This window comes from Sulfurisphaera ohwakuensis (genome assembly GCF_009729055.1).
Classification (GTDB): domain Archaea; phylum Thermoproteota; class Thermoprotei_A; order Sulfolobales; family Sulfolobaceae; genus Sulfurisphaera; species Sulfurisphaera ohwakuensis.
In genome coordinates this window covers 2588204-2607732 of sequence record NZ_CP045484.1, presented here as the reverse complement: position 1 = coordinate 2607732, position 19529 = coordinate 2588204, and the positions used below count along the sequence as shown (strand labels likewise).

Below are 19529 nucleotides of genomic sequence, written 5' to 3'. Positions count from 1 at the left end.
TTAAAAAAATAGAAATAATTAGTATTTTATCTATGTTATTTAGGATATAATAATAATCCAGGCGGATAGGGGATGTATAATGATATAAATTTTATAAAGTTTAGGGGTTCAAAGGGGGCGAAAAACCTCGCCAGTGGGGATGGATAGCCCCCTTTGTAGAAATATTTTTTAATCCACTCTCGAACATTTTATTAATGCCCAACGTAGGGTTCCGCTTTCGTGCATATGTTGACGATCAAACAATTAGGGCGTTAAAAGCCCAGTTGAGGTTAGCATGTGAGATGTACAACACCCTACGCTGGGCAGATATCTATTTCTACCAAAGGGACGGAAAGGGTCTTACACAAACGGAGTTAAGACAGCTCGCTCTAGATCTAAGAAAGCAAGATAAGGAGTACCAACAACTCTACTCACAAGTAGTACAGCAAATTGCCGATCGTTATTACGATGCTAGGGATAGGTTCTTCAAAGGTCTAGCACACTTTCCTAAGGAGAAGAAACCCCATAAGTACTACTCTCTTGTTTACCCACAAAGTGGATGGAAAATACTTGAGAGCAGGGAAATAAGGACTAAGAGTAGGAAGAATAAGAAGAAGCTGGTGTTATTGAGGTTATCAAATCTCGGCGTGTTTAAGGTCATTGTTCATAGGGACTTCCCGCTTGACAAAGTAAAGAGGGTGGTAGTTAAACTAACACGTTCAGAGAGAGTATATGTCTCCTTCATGGTTGAAGGTGTTGGATTCTCTCAACTCCCAAAGACTGGTAAGGTAGTTGCAATAGATGTTGGGATAGAGAAACTCTTAACCACGAGTGATGGGTTCTATTTCCCTAACTTGAGACCTTATGAGAAGGCACTTGAGAAGATAAGGAAACTCCACAAGGTTCTCTCGAGGAAAGAGTTCTTGTCGAAAAATTGGTTTAAAGCAAAAGTGAAGTTAGCTAGGGGTTATGAACACTTCAAGAACTTGAGACAAGACCTCTATATGAAGTTGGGTAAGTGGTTCGCACAACATTATGACGTTGTAGTAATGGAGGATATAGATGTTAAACAACTGGTGGAGGAGTCAGAAAGGAAGTTGAGGATGAGGTTGCACGATGTTGCATTCCATGAGTTGAAGAGAATACTAGAATATCAGTTGGAAAAATATGGAAAGAAACTGTTGTTAATAAATCCAGCATATACTTCAAAGATGTGTGCCAAGTGCGGGTACGTAAAGAGAGAGTTAACTTTGACTGACCGTGTGTTCAGCTGTCCTAAGTGTGGTTGGGTTACTGATCGTGACTATAACGCTTGCTTAAACATATTGAAGAGATCGGGGTGGGAGCCATCCTTAGTGCCTGTGGAGCTCCACCCTCTACCCGTAGCGAAAAGCTACGGGCAAGGTGGGGCTATGAAGCAGGAAGCTCCGCCCTTCAGGGCGGGGTAGCTCACTTTTGATATCCTTAGCCAAAACGATTGTGTTGTCATTTGTATATAAATTTACTAAATGACCTTTCTTTATAAAGAGTATAAATATCGAATTAACATATTCTATGTGTAAAAATTCATAGAAATATAAATAGCTCAATGACGACACTAAGGCCAAAACTAACGTTTTATTGCATTACAATTATTATAAAAACTAATAATGTGGGTAAATTATGCTAGGGATTAAACATAGTAAATATTGTAACTTAAGAAGGTGTATATATTTTCTTTAAGTCTGTTAAAGATAAATATATGTCTTAACTCATTAAAGAAGTTCTTAAAAAAGAATTTACTTTGTATCAGAAGCTATTTACTAAGCTTTCAAGTTGTGAAGTTCCTAGAGGATTTGGTGCTGTGACTGAGACTATTTTTACACTATTACCGTTGAGTACAAGTATTATTGAATCGTATTCTTCGCCGAATAATCCCCCTGGAGTATAGGCTACGAATTCATTATTTGAGATTTTATTAAAATTACTAGAAGATATCTGTAAAGTTGCTTCAGATTGGGAGAAGAAGTTTTTAGCATTAGTTGATGAGGAAAAAACTATATACATAGCCATAATTTGTCCTTGTTCTCCACTAACATTCCCATTTAAATATTCAACGTAGCCTGAAGTTACACCAGGTAATGGTTCTCCTCCCATTGTACTATAAAATGAGTTGAGGGAGATTGTTTCTGTGGAGCCATTTAATAATTTTTCAGTAACTACATCGTTACTTATAGTGAATGAATAAGTGTTGGTTGAATCTACACTCCAAGGGCCTCCAACTACTGATGCTGCCTTTGATGGTGTAATTAGTTCTGCTGAAGAGGGACCAGAATGAAGTACAAATGGTAATGCCGCAATGACTGCTATCACTACTACTACTATTGCAATAACTGGGATAATGATCTTTCTGAGGGATCGTTTATTAGGTTGTTGATAATATGGCGGTTGTGTTGTAAGTGGATAACCGCATCTTGCACAGTATAAGGCATGATCTGGGTTATCGTATCCACATCTTGGACACTTTATCATTAGTTCTAATTATAATTCACTCAATCTTATAAATTTTGAGGTCCTTAATCACTGATTTTAAGCGAATTATTTACTATAAATAAATGGTCATAATTATAATGCTACTAAAGGAATAATTAGTTATATATTTCTCTTATCCTTCAATTTACAATGACAAAATAACATGGTAGTTTTTTGGTTTTATTACTTTGGCTATTCATATATCTTCTAATAATTATAATGTATATTTCATAAGGAAAAACGAAACTTTTATAAAACTCATTAGTTATAACTAGATTAAAAAGGGGTGTCTATATGAGTGGAAAGAAGGCTTTATTCCTATTGGTAGCTATGTTACTAGCTGAATCTCTCCAAGCATTTTCATTAACAATAAATCTTTACACTGGTCCGTCTATAGGGTATCTCGTATCGGCTGCTGTTAACCCCAGTAACGGTTATATATATGCTGTTGACTCACAACATAACGATGTGGTCATCTTCGATCCCTACAATTACTCATTTATTGGTACTATTAATGTAGGTGTTGAGCCAATATACATTACTTATGCCAACGGATTCTTTTATGTAGTTAATAATAAATCGGGGACTATAAGTGTCATAAATCCACAGACAAACACGTTAGTAAAGACTATCTATGTTGGAGGGTCTCCACAAAGTGTTGTTGTTGATCCCAAGAACGGATACTTGTATGTAGTCGATAATGGCATAGAAATCTTTACCCAAAGTGGACAAGAAGTAGCTACACTTCTCAAAGGTTTCATTATTACCTCAATTGTATTTGACCCCTATACTGGCTTAGTATATGTTGCAGGAAATAACCCGTTTATGATACCAAACAATATCGTTTCCCAAATTAACGGTACGACGATACTACGTAACGTTTCAATGTTTATTTATGCACCATCACAGCTTGTTGTTGGAAATAATGAGATTTATGGTATAAGTATTACATCACTTAATGTATTTAATCCTTATAATATTTCAAATTACACTACGCATAGCCTGAGTCTAGTATTAAGTTTTCCTTGTGCTGTCGTATATGCTTTAGGTAATATTTATGCATTTTCAGAGGGTTATGAGGCAGTATATGCAATAAACGTATCTAATGGACAAGTCTCAACCCTAACGCCATCTGTTATATATGTAGGTTTTTCGCTAAGTTTTTCATTGCCTGGACAAATATCTGATATAGTTTATGATCCTAAAACTAACATGCTTTATGTTACTGGAACTCCTCCTAATCCAATCTATGTGATTAACCCTATAACTGGTGCCTATCTAGCTATAGGATCGCAAATACAAGCTCAATATGCTGTGTATGATAATGTATCTGGAGACCTATATGTTGCAAACTATCAAGCTGATTCAATATATGTTTTGAATGATGGTAAGGTGATAGGTATAATTCCTAGCATAAATAGTCCTTCATTAATTACCTATAACACGTATAATGGAGTACTTTATATTACTAATGGAGGAGAGTTAGTGGCAGAAAACCCATATAATGGTAGTATACTTTGGAAAGCGAGTGCTGGGAAAGATGCAGTTGCGCTACTTTACGACCCGGTAGATAACTTGATATATATAGCAGATAATTCTTCTAATCTTGTCTTAGCCATAAGCCCTTCAAATGGGTCTGTGATCTCAGCAATACAAGTGGGGAATAATCCGGTAGCTTTAACTTATGATCCTCAGAATGGACTAGTTTACGTTGCAAATTATAACAATGAGTCTTTGTCAGTTATAAACGGGACTGAGTTAATAACAACAATAGAGGTACCATTTAAGCCTACAGCAGTAGCTTATGGTGATGGAATACTTTTAGTTGGTGGAGAAAAAGTAGTCAGTAAACCCTATTCTTACCCAGTCGTATTAAATTACTACTTAGCTGGTATTGAAGGCGGAAAAACTCAATTTACTATAGAATTAAATGGTACTCCAGAGTTCATTGCTTATTATAAGGGATATGCGATCATAACTACTAGTGGGCTTTTCAATCTTGTAAAACTACTCGTAGTTAATCCCTCTAATGGACAAATAGTTAGCGAAAAGAGCGTAAACGTGAGTTTTCCAACATCAGTAACTATAGATCCCAATGAAGGTTTGATATATATTACTGAAGAATATCCTTATAATCAGATATATGCCATATCTTTTAACAATCTCATTTCAACTCCACCAATTTTATCAACCACTACTACAACGAGTTCGACTACAACATTTACATATACTAGCACGTCTATAAGTAGTAAGACTACAACTCAAATCTATTCTTCGACTGAGTCAGCAGTATCATCAAGTAGTTCAGGGAGTTCGTCATTCCTAATCATTATAACTATAGTAGTAATGATAGTAGTTATTGCGAGTGTAATAATAGCCCTTAGAAGAAGATGAATCTTTTTTCTCCTCTTATAACCATTAATGAATATGTATAGGCAGTATTAGAAGATCTTTATTAAACGTCAATTCATTATAGTTTCAACATTAAGATGCTAGAAAAATTAATACTTTTTTATTGGCTAAATTTGATATAACTATAGTTGAGTAGGTCATTTAGTACCTAAAAATGTTCTAGGAAGATTTGAAATGGGGTTTTAATCATTTCGGCTGAAATGATTTTTTGAGTTATATGATGGCAAATAACAGTTAGGAGATATTTAATTTTTAGCAGTTATTCTACTTTGCCTTGGTAATACAAGACTTTCAGTACTACCGATAAAGTTTTTAATTTACCACATAATTGATTAAAAAGTATGAAGAACGAGAAAGAACTAGAAGTTGCAAGGAGCGAATTCATCAAGGCATTCAACCACCTAGTTGGAATACTGAGAATGAAGGGACTCAAAAGAAAAGTAGCACTAGGCCTAACACTCATGACACTAATAGGAGGAAGAGCAAGCATAAGAAACACAGCCATAACATTCGGACTAAACTACACAAACCTATTAGAAGCACTAGAACGCCTTGAAGAAGCATGGAAACACTACCTTGATACACTAAGCAAAACAATAGTAGGATCCGTAGTGATTATAATAGACGACACATTCGACCACAAACCATACTCAAGAATAGAAGAAATAGCAAGCAAATACGGGAACTACATCTTCTACTGCTCCACACACAAGAAATTCGAACCAGGAATACAAATACTCACAATAGCACTACACGACTTAGCCACGGGAAAAAACTACTTGGTCGGCGCTTTCCCATACGCAACAAGAAAAATGTGGGAAAGCGGGATGGTGAGCGAATTCAAGACAAAGATAGAGATGGCTGCAGAAATAATTGAGATACTCAAGAGTAAATTCACTATAGCTAGGGTTGTGTTTGATTCTTGGTATTGGTCTGAGAAGTTGGTGAGGGGTTGTGTTGTTTCTGAGTTGAGGTCTAATAGGAGGCTCTTAAGGGTTAGGTGTTTGGAGGGAGGGGGACGTTGGATGTGGAGGGGCACATCCACGTCCGAGATCTCCCTCCAGGCTCTTACTTGGCTGACCTAACCCTTGAGAGTCGAGTTATTACTATAAAGTTGTTAGTACTGGAATATAAATCTAATAGGCTGAATTTGTACTCTACTGATCTTAGCTTGAGTGATGGGGAGATAGAGGCTACTTGGAGGATTAGGTGGGAGATAGAGAAGTTTCACAAGGATATTAAGGCTCTTGGTATGCAAGATTCCTCTTTCTTAAAGAGGAAGAGGTTTCAAGGTTACTTGCTTCTCTTCGTGATGGTTGTTAACACGGTTAGAGATTTGATTAGCTCCCTTAACTTGAGGAGTGTGGAGGAGTTTCTCCGGTTCGTTGAAATTCGTTTAGGGGGTGCTCTAGGTTTGATGAAAACTTTTAAGTTACGTTAAAGTAGAATAACTGCTATTAATTTTAATATAATCTTCAAGAAATATTCCTATAAACAATCGCATTTTCATAACTTTCTAGCCCTCATATAAATAATGAGTAGTTAGTAAAGATATTGCTGAAAATTTATACTCATGTTTTTCCTAGAACTGGAAAGCACATATAGTAATTGTTACAATTAACCGTCTTGTTTTTACAGCTTCGTCAAAATCTAAATCATATATTTCGCCTAGTAAAATTTTGAGAGTTCTACAATGAGTAAATAATCAAAGGGGAAAATGAATAATCTTGTTTTATTAGCATAGTAAAACACATCAGTTTTGACGTAGCAATAAAAATTTCAATTCACTGAAAAGATTCATACATATTTTTCCATATATACGGTTTTGGCAAGCGAGATAATACGCTATGCAAAGACTAAGAGGGATTAGGGTTCCATATATAGTAATTTATGTATAAATGTTCTCTTGTTATGAAAAATTGTGGTATTAATCCAGATTATTAAATATTTTTAATTTATAACTTATTAATTCTTTGCGTACTGTTAAGTTATTTTCAGTGTATAATACGTCTTCTCTTATATAATTTTAACGTAAAGACAATAAGATTTTGATGTAAATGTTTATTATATAATCTACCAGAGAAAAGTCTTTCTATAGTATTTACATAATTTCAGATTGTGGCATTTTAGCATAACTTTTAGCTATTTTTAATCACTTCTCGACACCATCTTTATTATGTTTATATAAATGCCTATAGTGGAATTAGAAGTAAAATAAGCATAAGTTGCGCCATGGGTAAACATTATCAAATTTAGTGAGTAAATCGGCTGGTGAAAAAATAAGAGTGTCTTTAACTTGATCAGTTTGCAGATATAATGAAAAGAAAGTTGTATCTAATTTTGTTGCAATGAAAATTTCCGTTGATAATAAAACCTAATGAGATGTTTAACGCCTAAATCCTTAAAATGCTAAAATATAAATTCCTTTATTCTAATATTCAATTATATGGCTCTAACTCAACATGCATGGTTTAGGGCTTTAATTTATGTGGGAATTTTCTTTTTATCTTGGGCTATAGATATAGGTTCATTTATAGCCCTTTACGAAAAGGTATTCTATCCCAGTCTAGGCACGTTGATTTATACTATTTTCAGTCCAGCCTTGTATGCCCTCTTATTCTCAATTTATTTCTTGAAGAGAAAGCACTATTTTTCACTTATCGTCCCGCTTCTTAATTTTTTTATAGGGCTTATTCTTTTTGCTCTTGCTATGCTGTTTATGATAGGTAGTAGTTCAGCTTGATTAGTTGATTTTCTCTTGATGAGTCTTTTTCCATCTTTCTAACTTAATGATGAGCGGGTTTATTTGTATATCTAGAATATATAGATTATCGGATTAAATACGGATAAATTCTATATAGTATTTTCTAAGCTACACTGTGTAATTCTCAAGGAATTAACTTATTACATTTTTTAGAATAAATTTTAATGACCTAGGGATATATAATGCGAACAGTCAAAAGTATAAACCCTTGTTTTCCTGGATAATAGATATAATTTTACAGGTTATTAATGGAAAGTAGTTTTATGCGAATGTGTTTTACTCTACACTTTTTCGTTTATTTCATGGAGACCAAGATTAATTTAACTAAGATTGAAAAAGATGTTAACACAGTTGCACTTAATTAAGGTATAAGTGCTCTACCTTTGACATTATTGAATTTGAGATATTATAAAGGAAATAAGTGGTTTAAGATATGAAAGAAAACACTCTGTTAATTAAGGCTCAAGAAGTTATACCGTAAAGAATATAATAGCCAGATCTAAATTAAGAACTATGAGAGTATTTGATTTAGCTAAGGGGGATATCGTAATTTTAAATCCCCTTCAGACTCGCTACCAGATGTTTTCTCAAAGGGTATTTATCCCTTTATATGCTGCAGCAAATGACGGGATATATAGAATGAACAGAGGTAAGAGACTTTTGGGCTTTGGGAAAGTGGTCATAGCTTCCGTTGGAATAATTTTACTCTCACTACTGGTTATCATTGGTGTATTTTCAATTTACTTTTTAATTATTTCCGGTATTTCGCTTTTTACTTTAATACCCACAAGTATAGGACTTCTAATTATGACTGGAGGAATTTACGGTATAATAAGACTAATCAAGTTTGCTAAGAGTGTAAGGATAAATTATGTTGAAGGAGAGCTTATAATACCCTGGTCTCAGGTGAAAAATATAGTTGTAGTTAACGTCAGACAGGAAAACGTAGCAAACAGGCCAAGCTTAATTGCGGATATTGTTAACCCAGTGTATAAGGAAATAGGTGATTGGCATATTTTGAGGGTTGATGGAGGTGAGATTATAGTACCTAACGTTGATGATCCTTTTAATAAGCTCAATTACGTAAAAATGAAGTTCAACTTAACCTTTTAACCATTACTATTATCGGATTTATGCAATGTAGTATGAAATTAATTAAATTTTTTACTTATAGATATATTGTAAATGCTAAAGAACTTTTAGTAAGAAGAAATTTTACAGAAGAATATAATGTTTTTCTCTCAAGATCTAACAGACATAACTAACATAATCTATAATTATTTATTATGTAGATTTTTATGAATTAATAAATTTTGATATTGATATTGACATTATCTATTCAATGAGTTTCTAAGAAATAATTGCGACTTAAATTCTAGTATAAAACTATAATAAATTGCTTAGGTGATAAAAACTGAAATAGAATATAGCAGTTTTGTATAACTTTTAATTGCATTTTTAATCACTTCTCGTCACAGGTGTATGTGATAGAATTACAAAGCGTAAGTTATACCACGGATAAAACACTGTCTTTGGTTTCCTATTTTAATCTCCCTGTTATATCGTAGTATATACATTCAATATAAGCTGACTTTCTCCCCCGCCCTGGAAGGGATGAGGGCTACCCATATCTTGACGAAGCTTTCCGCCCCCCAATTTTGTAAACAGAAATCAATGTACTGCTAGGCGATTTCCCTTCATATCTAAATTCTCTATATAACTAAATAGATCTATTTATTGAATTATGAAAAAAGTATTAAAGTAAGCTTTCTTCATATTACTTTATGAAATATAAGGCTGTTATGGTAGATTTCGGAAATACCTTAGTTGGTTTTAAGCCAGTGTTTTATGAGAAAGTTCACCAAATCTTAAAGGACAATGGATACAATTTAGAGCTTAGAAAGGTCTTTAGAGCTTATGCTAAAGCTATGGGTATGATCAATTACCCGAATGAGGATGGGCTTGAGCATGTAGACCCTAAAGAGTTACTTTACATTTTAGGTATATATCCTAGTGAACGTCTGATTAAGGAGTTAAGTGAGGCTAATATAAGGGATGGTGAAGCTTTCCTTTATGATGATACTTTAGAATTCCTTGAGGGATTAAAGAGTAATGGTTATAAATTAGCCCTTGTAAGCAATGCCTCTCCTAGGGTTAAGATGCTCCTAGAGAAATTCGATCTTAAGAAGTATTTTGATGCTTTGGCTTTGTCATATGAGGTTAAGGCTGTAAAACCCAATCCTAAAATATTCAGTTTTGCTATAGCGAAGGTTGGTTATCCTGCTGTTCACATTGGTGATATTTATGAATTGGATTATGTAGGAGCTAAAAGGAGTTATGTAGATCCTATTCTTCTAGATAGATATGACTTTTACCCAGATATAAAGGATAGGGTTAGAAATTTAAAGGAAGCATTACAGAGAATTGAAGAAATAGGCAAGGAGTAGAGATTTGACGAAATACGTTATTTATGATGTGAATGCTGGAGGCGAAATCATATCACAAACATCTAACGGATTGTCTATTCAACGCTTATAAAAATCGTGAGAGTATGAGAGATATCTGTTGAAATCAGTTAATTAAGAATATCTGTTGATTGTAGTTTAAGGAGTAATGAAAGCTACATAAAAACTTTCTGTGTGAAAGAAGCAAATATTCTTTAAATAAAGAAATCTTATGTTGATTGTACTTTAGTTGCGTTAAAAAATATGTTAATAAATTTCCGATTTATATGAATATTCTTTAATTGTATAAGAAAAAGAAAGAAATGTTATATAAAAGTATTCCTTCATTAGTTGATTAACATATATTATGATTTTTCAATGTATAAAATCTATGAAAACTACTCTTTTCACATAGAATATATCCTATCAAATTCTAAGAGACGAGATGTTCTTCTTAATGCTTTATGAATGTGGAAAAATGGTTGATTTAAGATGTGAGCAAGTAAGCGAATTTAGATTTCTATGTGAAGATAAGATTCGTAACATAATCATTTTTTATATTGGCGATCAAAAATCTAATTGTGAGCTTTCTCTTAAATAATGCGAAAAACTTCTTTCATGATGCAAATAGGGACTTTGAAGAGGGAATATGGAACTTATCTATATTTCATTCTGGGCAAGCACTTCAACTTTGTGTTAAGTATAAGCTATATACTTATCTGGGAGATTATCCTAAAACCCATAATTTAAAGGAGCTTTTAGAAGCTTTAAAGAGATTTGAAAACGTGAGTGTTGATCCACTAATGCTTGACTTCCTTACACAGTCCTACATTTCCACGCGATATTTACCTTATGTATTTTCCAAAGAGACGGCTGAAAAAGTTTTAAAGTTTGTAGAGAATCTTATGAAGGAGATAAAATGTCTCTGATCGACATTCTTGAGGAGAACATGAAGAGGAGGGAGAGGTATTTAAAAGAAGTGGATTATTACTTAAAAAAGATAAAAGAAGTAGCGAGAAATATAGACCCCACAGCTAGGGTAATACTCTTTGGCAGTTACGTTAGGGGAAATTTTAGACCGGATAGTGATATCGACGTTTTGATAATTGCTAACGTGAAGGATATTTATGATAGACTGAAAATTTATCATGAGATAAATGAAGTTATTGGTAGCCCGAATCCCTTTGAAATCCATGTAATCAATGAAGAAGAGTATAAGGGATGGTATTCTAGGTTCATAGATGTTTACAGAGAAATTTGATAAAAATAAGAAGGACTTCCTCTTTTGCTTGTCGAGTTTTCCTAAATTAGAACATAACGGATTACTGTTCATTAATGTTTGATAACTTACTTTTAAGGCTTAAAGTAACCGATTGGTGAGGATAGAATTTTCTAGTATGCATATAGTAGTTTTTATCATAACAAAGTATGAACTCGTTTGAAGATATAGCACAAAACACTTTTTTCACTGGTTATCTATAAGTAGTTCATCAAGGAGCTGTAAGAGTTTTGTCTTGATAACTTATTATTGAAGTACTACAAATAAAATTTTAAATTAGAACATTAAGATAAAACATTAATGTATAAAGAAAATTTTAAATATAATCCTTAAGACAGAAACTTTGTGGAGCCGGAAAAATTTAATGTAGATACCACAAAGGCAATTGTATCTCAATTCATAGGGTTTCTGTTAGATTCTTATGATTTAACAATGATACTAGGAATAGCACCACTATTAGCTAAGGTTTTATTACCTCCAGAATCACCACTATTAGCTACATTCAACATAATACTTTCCTACTCTCTTACGATAATATTTAGACCATTAGGCTCTGCAATTTTCGGTAACTTAGGAGATAAAATAGGTAGGAGGGCTGATCTAATAATTACAGTTTTAGGTTTAGGGTTAGCAAGTGCTTTAACTTCTGCATTACCTACTTATGCGCAAGTAGGTATATTGTCGTTTATCCTATTTGTTTTAATTAGAATAATAGTAGGAATATTTGCTGGAGGTGAGTATGCTGCTGGACATCCTTTTGCAATGGAATGGACTCCATATAAATGGAGAGGATTAGTAAGTGGAATTGTTCAAGGAGGGTTTTCATTTGGTGCGGGATTAGCTGCATTAGTAGAAGCTGCTTTTATCGGAATTTACGGTGTTAGTGGTGTTGAAAATTTTGCTTGGAGGTATGTATTCCTAACTGCTTTAGCCCCAGCTGTGATAGCATTAGCTGTTAGATTAGCAATGAGAGAAACACCGGTATTTGAAGATGTGAAAAAGAAAAATCTAGTTAGGAAAACACCCTTTTTAGATTTATTCAGAAAACCATACAGGAGGGATTTCTTCCAAGTAATGCTATATATGACTGGTATGTTCTTCTTTGCGTATTCACTATTTGCGTTTGTTCCTGCAATTTTACAACATATGCCTTCAGTGTTTTCTGTTGGTACAGCAGAACAGATATATTATTACGGTACTTATGCTGCTTTTGCTGGTGCAATAATATTTGGTGCTTTATCTCAATATATAGGGAGGAGAAGGCTTACCATTATATGGGCGATTATTACGTTCATAATATCTGTTCCAGTATATTACTTATTGTTCTCATCCGCTTCTGTTGGAAATTATATACTTGCCAGTATTGCCTCAGTCATTATAGGATTAATAACTCAAGGACCCTGGGGAATTATACCGATTTACCTATCAGAAAGATTTAAGGCTTCTATGAGGTCTTCTGGAGTAGGTTTCGGATACTCTTCTGGTATATTCATAGGAGGATGGTTCAGCATATATGTACCTTTAATGCATAACTATCTGTTTAAATCGATAGATACACCTACTAATGTATGGTTCTCCACTGCTGTATTATTAATGATAGGAGCAGTTCTTGTAGGAATAGGCCAGTATTTAGGGCCTGAAACTCTAGGGACTAAATTAGTAGAAGAAGCACAGAAGGTCTAAAGTTTTAGTTCATCTTTTTTCCTCTTCCTTTTTTAAAATCCTAATAAACTCATTAGCTTAACTGTGTTTATTTTCTTTTACTTCACTCTCGTGTTACGGTTCTACATAATGATCAGGATTGCATTAAGAACGCTATTACAAAGAGTGATGTAGTTTCTGTATTTACATTACCTTCAGCTATTACGTGACCGTCATTGATAACGTAGTTAGTGAAGAATCCTCCTATACTGAATTGAAGATGTGATGAAATGTTATATATCTGCTTTATTATCGGAAGGTATTGTAATGCAAAAGTTTCATTATAATGAGCTATATATTTCCAGGCTATTATTGCTAAAGCTAATTTATATGAATCAAACGTACCGCCGTTAAAAGCGGCATCAATAAACCCTGAACCATTCCAAAAGTTACTAACTGTCATGGCGAACACTTTCTCAGCTATACTTATATTTCCGTTCTCAGATTCATATATAGCATAGAGGAATGAGGTATCAGCATATTCGTACCACGATAAATAGGATGAGCCGTTGAACTCAATGGTATAGATAGGACCATAAACGTGGACACTTATAGGGGTCTTGAACTTCCATGTAAAGTTATGCACATTCATTAGGACTAAATATGGGGATGTAGTGATGTTCCTTTCAATGTTTTGCCAAACTGTTTCCCATAGGGAGTTGTTTAAGTACTTTAACACAATTACAGCAAGCAAATTATCGCTTTCTATATAATACGTATCTGAGAACGGACACACAGAGAACAGTTTAAGGGATGAATTGTAAGTTATCTCAAAGTAGTTTTCTACTAGGGAGATAGAGATTGGAGGTTTTAAGTCGATACTAGAGGCTTGAGAATTCGGTTTAACCATAGTGTAGTAGTAAAATGCAAAAAATGATCCTACTATAATTAATATAAGAATTGTGCTTACGATAGCTATCTTCTTTCTCATGATTAGTTCTTAGATGGTTAAATCTAAAAACTTATTCATAAAGAAAATTTTAGTTATGCTAATCAAAATATTAATTAATAAAGCATTATTGATATACTAGAAAATTAAATTTAAAAAACATGTATAAAATATTATTTAATGTCTTAATATCTTTAGGATTATCCCCAAAATATTAATTATACTTGCTAGGGACAAGAAGATAGGGCTTAGTGGTTCTAAAATAGCTAAGCCCGTCAAAATTCCACCAGCTTTTATTAACGTACTTTTATATCTTTTACCCAGTCTGAAGTAATCTATACCAATGAGAACTACACCAATTGCATAGGCTGTAAACATTGCCGATATTAAGTCTAGGTATGTGCCGGAGTTATTACTAATGGTTAATGGCCCTAGTCTGACGGTAAAAGGAGACACTATTATAGTTAAGGGGGCTACAATAACAAGGAGGAGGAAGACCGCAAGTAAGATTACTCCTCCAATAACTCCTATATCTACATCTATGTTAGCCTGTCTGATATAAACAAAGCCGGCTATAAGGAGATATGCGGAGATGAAAAGGGGAATAAGTGATATATCTACTGTGGAGAATATTTGCTTAGCTGTTTGCAACGACGGGTAAAGAACACCGCCAAACCCTTCATAGCCGTAAATAACACTCACATAAAGTGAACCATAAAACTGTCCTATAATTTGAAATAGATTAGCAAGGACTAGAAGTATTAAACCAATCTTCTCTTTCCTATCCACAATAATATTATAGTTTTAGAATTTAAATTCTTTGCGTAAAATAATCGTTCTCTATTTTCATGTGTCTAGCTCATAAGAATAATAAATTAGTGTCGTCTAAATATTATATAAAGTACACTAAGTAACCATTTTCGATATTGGAAAGGTTTTCTCTGAGAATAATTTCTTAGGTAAGTTAATTTCCATATAATTTCTACGTCCATAGAACTAATTAGCTTTAGGGGCTTAGAGTTGTGAGCTACCCCGCCCTGAAGGGCGGAGCTTCCTGCTTCATAGCCCCACCTTGCCCGTAGCTTTTCGCTACGGGTAGAGGGTGGAGCTCCACAGGCACTAAGGATGGCTCCCACCCCGATCTCTTCAATATGTTTAAGCAAGCGTTATAGTCACGATCAGTAACCCAACCGCACTTAGGACAGCTGAACACACGGTCAGTCAAAGTTAACTCTTTCTTTACGTACCCGCATTTAGCACACATCTTTGAAGTATATGCTGGATTTATTAACAACAGTTTCTTTCCATATTTTTCCAACTGATATTCTAGTATTCTCTTCAACTCATGGAATGCAACATCGTGCAACCTCATCCTCAACTTCCTTTCTGACTCCTCCACCAGTTGTTTAACATCTATATCCTCCATTACTACAACGTCATAATGTTGTGCAAACCACTTACCCAACTTCATATAGAGGTCTTGTCTCAAGTTCTTCAAGTGTTCATAACCCCTAGCTAACTTCACTTTTGCTTTAAACCAATTTTTCGACAAGAACTCTTTCCTCGAGAGAACCTTGTGGAGTTTCCTTATCTTCTCAAGTGCCCTCTCATAAGGTCTCAAGTTAGGGAAATAGAATCCATCACTCGTGGTTAAGAGTTTCTCTATCCCAACATCTATTGCAACTACCTTACCAGTCTTTGGGAGTTGAGGGAATCCAACACCTTCAACTATGAAGGAGACATATACTCTCTCTGAACGTGTTAGTTTAACTACCACCCTCTTTACTTTGTCAAGCGGGAAGTCCCTATGAACAATGACCTTAAACACGCCGAGATTTGATAACCTCAATAACACCAGCTTCTTCTTACTCTTCCTACTCTTAGTCCTTATTTCCCTGCTCTCAAGTATTTTCCATCCACTTTGTGGGTAAACAAGAGAGTAGTACTTATGGGGTTTCTTCTCCTTAGGAAAGTGTGCTAGACCTTTGAAGAACCTATCCCTAGCATCGTAATAACGATCGGCAATTTGCTGTACTACTTGTGAGTAGAGTTGTTGGTACTCCTTATCTTGCTTTCTTAGATCTAGAGCGAGCTGTCTTAACTCCGTTTGTGTAAGACCCTTTCCGTCCCTTTGGTAGAAATAGATATCTGCCCAGCGTAGGGTGTTGTACATCTCACATGCTAACCTCAACTGGGCTTTTAACGCCCTAATTGTTTGATCGTCAGCATACGCACGAAAGCGGAACCCTACGTTGGGCATTAATAAAATGTTCGAGAGTGGATTAAAAAATATTTCTACAAAGGGGGCTATCCATCCCCACTGGCGAGGTTTTTCGCCCCCTTTGAACCCCTAAACTTTATAAAATCTTTATAAACTAGTCTTACTAGACTAGTCTTATGAGACTATAACATCTTACATAACTTTTAAATGTTTTTAATCACTTCTAATTATATGGAGAGATACTTAACTCCCAGTAAAGTAGCGAAGATATTCGAGATGAGTATGAGTGGGGTAATAAAATGGATTAGGGAGGGTAAAATTAAGGCTATAGAAATCAACGGTAGGTGGAGGGGGTGTTCCCAAACAGTCATGAAATTCGATGAGTTATTATAAAAATATTGTAGTAATGGTAAAAATTATTTTACCATCTTGAGTCACTGAAGAGTAAATATTGTTTTTATAAAACATTTGTGTGTAAAGGTTATGATGTCCTTGTAGGGTTAAATAATAACTAAAGGTTATTTATCCTCGGATCTTCTTGAGTTAGTTAATACCTTTAGAGAAACTTATTTGAAGACGATCAAACACATTATTGGTAATTTGACATAATAAATAATATTCTAGTTTTATGACTGCATGAGACAGTCCAAATAAGAATAAAAAGGAATTTATACTATTTTTTCTTCGTATATACTTCTATAGTATATCCTATTAAATAGCGGTAACGAGATAGCGAAAAGGATAGCTATCCATGCAATTAGTGCTAAAAAGCCTATTCCTACAGAAAATATCCCATTTGATGAAACACTCGTAGCATTAACGAGAGCGTTTAAATAGATATGATGTCCGTAATATCCCTCGGTTAGCAAGTATTCAATGTCAGCAAAAGGGGAAGCATATACTATATTACCTAAATTTGAATATAAAGCTGCAAATCCGAATCCGTATCCTAAGATTAATGGAATGAAGTTTACAATCTGACTTGTAGCGGGATTAAGACCTAGGTATTTAACTATTAGTAATTCAACGAATAATGAAAAGGAAAGGAAGAAAAGTCCTGCCAGCAAACTTGTTAATAATATCAGCGGTATATTAGCTGGTGAAATTTGGAAACCGAAATGATAAGAGAATAATAAATCTACTATTGCTAGTAAAATCAGGCTATAAACCAAAGAAGTTATCACGCTTGCAATTGTTATTCCGGATATATAATCAGCTGATTTCATTCTACTATACCTTAATAGATATGGAATAGAGCCAGTATGATATCTTATGAAGGCTGTTAATCCAACTCCAATAGCTGAAAAGGAGAGAAGGACAAGCACTCCATACCAGCCTGAAGTATAGAATTTATATGCCTCTTGTGGTAGGTTAGATGGTATTGCTCCGCTCTCCACAAATGCACCGATTATTGCCCAGAATATCATAAACAGTATTCCCCAGCCTATTAAATATGGATTGGTTAGGAGCCTTTTTGTGAGGTAAATTTGCAATCTCATGAGCTTTAATAATGTGTTCAAGTATATATTCAGTCTAAACGGTTCAGTTTCTGAACTCTTATGACGTTTTATAAATATTTCAAGTATACATTATATTATGATTGAACTAAAAAATGTAGGGATTACGTTATCCAGTAAAGGCTCTGAAAAATTTAGTTTGGAGAACATAAACTTGAAGGTTGATGGAGAAAAGGTAATAATATTAGGACCTAACGGGAGCGGGAAAACTACTCTAATAAGGGCTATTTCTGGGTTATTACCTTATACTGGAAGTATCTTAATAGATGGGAATGAGGTAAGGAAGATAAGAAATTATACGGGGTACTCTACTAATCTGCAGGAAGCATATGAGATTGGTATAACTGTAAAAGACGTGGTCTATTTGTACGAGGAGTTTAAAGGTTTGGATAGTGAGCTGTTTCTCGAGATCATTAAGGCCTTAAACTTAAGTAACGAAATTTTAAATAAAAAACTTTACGTATTATCTGCGGGACAGTCTGTCTTAGTTAGGACAACTTTAGCACTAGCTTCTAGACCTAAAATATTTGGATTGGATGAACCTTTTGAAAATGTAGATGCTGCAAGAAGATTCGTTATATCTAGATATATTAAAGAATACGGTAAAGAAGGGATATTAGTCACACATGAATTGGATATGTTAAGCTTATATAAGGATTATAAGGCTTACTTTCTGGTAGGGAATAAGTTGCAAGGCCCAGTGAGTGTATCTGAATTATTGGAGAGTTCTATAGTAGAAGGTGAGAGAAGGGATGCTTTATTAACACTGGAAGTAATGGGGAAAAAGATATCTATAGTTAAGGGAGATACGGGAATGAAATTCGGTGCTTTAGGTTCTCTAAACAGGCTATATGGTATAATAAGTGCGTAGCTAAATATAATACCGAGAGTGCTTTCCAATGAATCAGACCATCAAAGATGCTGAAAAGTTGGCTAAAAGAATACTAACGCATAAAATAAGAAAATCGCTTGGCGAGTATTACATTTTTTGGTCCACTTATGTAGTTATTGAAGGACTTTTGTATTCTATTTCATCAATTCACTCCTTGCTCATTTACTTTTTAATCCCTTTATTATTGATATATATAGCATATACATCGGTAATATTCCACAAAGCATATTCAAAAAGAGAGTTTCTTCACTCTTCTAAGAATAGGTTAAGGGATATCCTTTTCACAGCACTAATGTTGAGTATTATCGGATTATGGGTTTACACACTTATTACGTTAAATGACTTCTCCTACTATATCGTTTCTGATGCAGTATACACAACCATAATCTCGATCTTTATTTATGATACTGCAAGAGATACTGGGAAAGTTAGATACTACGATTACGTAGCTATAATAACATTCATAATATCGATGCTATTGGGACCATTTAACTCTCTTTTTTATTATCTCTACTTCTTCTTCTGGATTTATGCTGGAGTAAAATCTATAGTTGAAAGCTATGAGGGGTCAGAAGATGAACAGTGAAGATAACGATCTAAAAGGATTAATGGAGTTATTGAACAGTAAAGCGTTTTCTAACTCAGCTAGGCTAGGAATTATGATAGCCCTCTATTACGAGAAAAAGATGAGCTTTACTGAATTGCTTAACTTTAGTGGATTACCAAAAAGTTCTCTTCTGTTTCACCTACAGATTCTGGAGGATGAAGGTCTTATAAAGATTAATAAGGTATTCACAATAGCTGGTATTAGAACAGAGATACATATTACTGATAAAGGCAGAGAAATAATAAGGAAATATCTCAAGTATGTGAAGAATTTGAGAGAAGAAGAGAAGTGAGAAATAGGATCTTTCATGCCT

General features: G+C 34.2%; 16 protein-coding genes and 2 pseudogenes. 13 read left to right on the top strand and 5 right to left on the bottom strand.

Annotation, left to right across the window (positions count from 1 at the left end):
- Positions 1 to 194 precede the first annotated feature (194 nt).
- On the top strand, positions 195 to 1427 hold the full coding sequence (locus tag D1869_RS14235; protein ID WP_156015712.1) for an RNA-guided endonuclease InsQ/TnpB family protein: 1233 nt from the start codon (positions 195 to 197) through the stop codon (positions 1425 to 1427).
- Between the two features lie 340 nt (positions 1428 to 1767).
- On the opposite strand, the gene D1869_RS14230 is transcribed toward D1869_RS14235, so the two are convergent.
- On the bottom strand, positions 1768 to 2490 hold the full coding sequence (locus D1869_RS14230; RefSeq protein ID WP_156015711.1) for a zinc-ribbon domain-containing protein: 723 nt from the start codon (positions 2488 to 2490) through the stop codon (positions 1768 to 1770).
- A 294-nt stretch (positions 2491 to 2784) separates the two neighbouring features.
- On the opposite strand from D1869_RS14230, the gene D1869_RS14225 reads away from it, so the two are divergent.
- The 8 genes and pseudogenes from D1869_RS14225 to D1869_RS14190 all read left to right on the top strand — a co-directional run bounded on the left by D1869_RS14225 (position 2785) and on the right by D1869_RS14190 (position 13072).
- Positions 2785 to 4884, top strand: a complete 2100-nt coding sequence (locus D1869_RS14225) for a YncE family protein (RefSeq protein ID WP_156015710.1) — start codon at positions 2785 to 2787, stop codon at positions 4882 to 4884.
- A gap of 359 nt (positions 4885 to 5243) precedes the next feature.
- Positions 5244 to 6343, top strand: a pseudogene (locus D1869_RS14220) (transposase).
- Positions 6344 to 7348: 1005 nt separating this feature from the next.
- The gene (locus D1869_RS14215) at positions 7349 to 7645 is read left to right on the top strand and encodes a hypothetical protein (RefSeq protein ID WP_156015709.1); all 297 of its coding nucleotides are present in this window, start codon (positions 7349 to 7351) and stop codon (positions 7643 to 7645) included.
- Positions 7646 to 8179: 534 nt separating this feature from the next.
- Positions 8180 to 8779, top strand: coding sequence for a conjugative plasmid protein (pARN3) (locus D1869_RS14210; RefSeq protein WP_156015708.1), 600 nt, complete (start codon positions 8180 to 8182; stop codon positions 8777 to 8779).
- Between the two features lie 671 nt (positions 8780 to 9450).
- Complete coding sequence (locus D1869_RS14205; RefSeq protein ID WP_156015707.1) at positions 9451 to 10113, top strand: HAD family hydrolase; 663 nt, start codon at positions 9451 to 9453, stop codon at positions 10111 to 10113.
- Positions 10114 to 10691: 578 nt separating this feature from the next.
- On the top strand, positions 10692 to 11039 hold the full coding sequence (locus D1869_RS14200) for a HEPN domain-containing protein (protein ID WP_156015706.1): 348 nt from the start codon (positions 10692 to 10694) through the stop codon (positions 11037 to 11039).
- Positions 11030 to 11371, top strand: a complete 342-nt coding sequence (locus D1869_RS14195; RefSeq protein ID WP_156015705.1) for a nucleotidyltransferase domain-containing protein — start codon at positions 11030 to 11032, stop codon at positions 11369 to 11371. The genes D1869_RS14200 and D1869_RS14195 overlap by 10 nt, the downstream gene beginning before the upstream one ends.
- Before the next feature lie 363 nt (positions 11372 to 11734).
- Positions 11735 to 13072: an MFS transporter gene (locus tag D1869_RS14190; RefSeq protein WP_156015704.1), complete on the top strand. Its 1338-nt coding sequence runs from the start codon at positions 11735 to 11737 to the stop codon at positions 13070 to 13072.
- A 112-nt stretch (positions 13073 to 13184) separates the two neighbouring features.
- Here D1869_RS14190 and D1869_RS14185 read toward each other — a convergent pair whose 3' ends face one another.
- The 3 genes from D1869_RS14185 to D1869_RS14175 form a co-directional block, all read right to left on the bottom strand.
- Positions 13185 to 14021 (bottom strand): hypothetical protein, encoded by an 837-nt coding sequence (locus D1869_RS14185; RefSeq protein WP_156015703.1) that lies wholly within the window; start codon positions 14019 to 14021, stop codon positions 13185 to 13187.
- Positions 14022 to 14156: 135 nt separating this feature from the next.
- Positions 14157 to 14768: a DUF973 family protein gene (locus D1869_RS14180; RefSeq protein ID WP_184651093.1), complete on the bottom strand. Its 612-nt coding sequence runs from the start codon at positions 14766 to 14768 to the stop codon at positions 14157 to 14159.
- Between the two features lie 238 nt (positions 14769 to 15006).
- Positions 15007 to 16239, bottom strand: a complete 1233-nt coding sequence (locus D1869_RS14175; protein ID WP_156015701.1) for an RNA-guided endonuclease InsQ/TnpB family protein — start codon at positions 16237 to 16239, stop codon at positions 15007 to 15009.
- Positions 16240 to 16431: 192 nt separating this feature from the next.
- Between D1869_RS14175 and D1869_RS14170 the strand changes: the two are divergent.
- Positions 16432 to 16551: pseudogene (locus D1869_RS14170) on the top strand (helix-turn-helix domain-containing protein); the annotation flags it as partial.
- Between the two features lie 317 nt (positions 16552 to 16868).
- Here the strand turns inward: D1869_RS14170 and D1869_RS14165 are convergent.
- The gene (locus D1869_RS14165; RefSeq protein ID WP_156015700.1) at positions 16869 to 17699 is read right to left on the bottom strand and encodes a hypothetical protein; all 831 of its coding nucleotides are present in this window, start codon (positions 17697 to 17699) and stop codon (positions 16869 to 16871) included.
- Between the two features lie 97 nt (positions 17700 to 17796).
- Between D1869_RS14165 and D1869_RS14160 the strand changes: the two genes are divergently transcribed.
- Genes D1869_RS14160 through D1869_RS14150 form a run of 3 tightly spaced genes read left to right on the top strand, consistent with a single transcriptional unit; the run spans position 17797 to position 19508 of the window.
- Positions 17797 to 18588, top strand: coding sequence for an ATP-binding cassette domain-containing protein (locus D1869_RS14160; protein WP_156015699.1), 792 nt, complete (start codon positions 17797 to 17799; stop codon positions 18586 to 18588).
- Positions 18589 to 18616: 28 nt separating this feature from the next.
- On the top strand, positions 18617 to 19195 hold the full coding sequence (locus tag D1869_RS14155) for a hypothetical protein (protein WP_156015698.1): 579 nt from the start codon (positions 18617 to 18619) through the stop codon (positions 19193 to 19195).
- Entirely contained in the window at positions 19185 to 19508 is a 324-nt protein-coding gene (locus D1869_RS14150) for a winged helix-turn-helix domain-containing protein (RefSeq protein ID WP_231113647.1), read from the top strand. The genes D1869_RS14155 and D1869_RS14150 overlap by 11 nt, the downstream gene beginning before the upstream one ends.
- Positions 19509 to 19529: the final 21 nt, after the last annotated feature.

Excerpts from the sequence above, each read along its gene's own strand:
- D1869_RS14235 (WP_156015712.1), top strand. The coding sequence starts at position 195 with ATGCCCAACGTAGGGTTCCGCTTTCGTGCATATGTTGACGATCAAACA.
- D1869_RS14230 (WP_156015711.1), bottom strand. The coding sequence starts at position 2,490 with ATGATAAAGTGTCCAAGATGTGGATACGATAACCCAGATCATGCCTTA.
- D1869_RS14225 (WP_156015710.1), top strand. The coding sequence starts at position 2,785 with ATGAGTGGAAAGAAGGCTTTATTCCTATTGGTAGCTATGTTACTAGCT.
- D1869_RS14215 (WP_156015709.1), top strand. The coding sequence starts at position 7,349 with ATGGCTCTAACTCAACATGCATGGTTTAGGGCTTTAATTTATGTGGGA.
- D1869_RS14210 (WP_156015708.1), top strand. The coding sequence starts at position 8,180 with ATGAGAGTATTTGATTTAGCTAAGGGGGATATCGTAATTTTAAATCCC.
- D1869_RS14205 (WP_156015707.1), top strand. The coding sequence starts at position 9,451 with ATGAAATATAAGGCTGTTATGGTAGATTTCGGAAATACCTTAGTTGGT.
- D1869_RS14195 (WP_156015705.1), top strand. The coding sequence starts at position 11,030 with ATGTCTCTGATCGACATTCTTGAGGAGAACATGAAGAGGAGGGAGAGG.
- D1869_RS14185 (WP_156015703.1), bottom strand. The coding sequence starts at position 14,021 with ATGAGAAAGAAGATAGCTATCGTAAGCACAATTCTTATATTAATTATA.
- D1869_RS14175 (WP_156015701.1), bottom strand. The coding sequence starts at position 16,239 with ATGCCCAACGTAGGGTTCCGCTTTCGTGCGTATGCTGACGATCAAACA.
- D1869_RS14165 (WP_156015700.1), bottom strand. The coding sequence starts at position 17,699 with ATGAGATTGCAAATTTACCTCACAAAAAGGCTCCTAACCAATCCATAT.
- D1869_RS14160 (WP_156015699.1), top strand. The coding sequence starts at position 17,797 with ATGATTGAACTAAAAAATGTAGGGATTACGTTATCCAGTAAAGGCTCT.
- D1869_RS14155 (WP_156015698.1), top strand. The coding sequence starts at position 18,617 with ATGAATCAGACCATCAAAGATGCTGAAAAGTTGGCTAAAAGAATACTA.
- D1869_RS14150 (WP_231113647.1), top strand. The coding sequence starts at position 19,185 with ATGAACAGTGAAGATAACGATCTAAAAGGATTAATGGAGTTATTGAAC.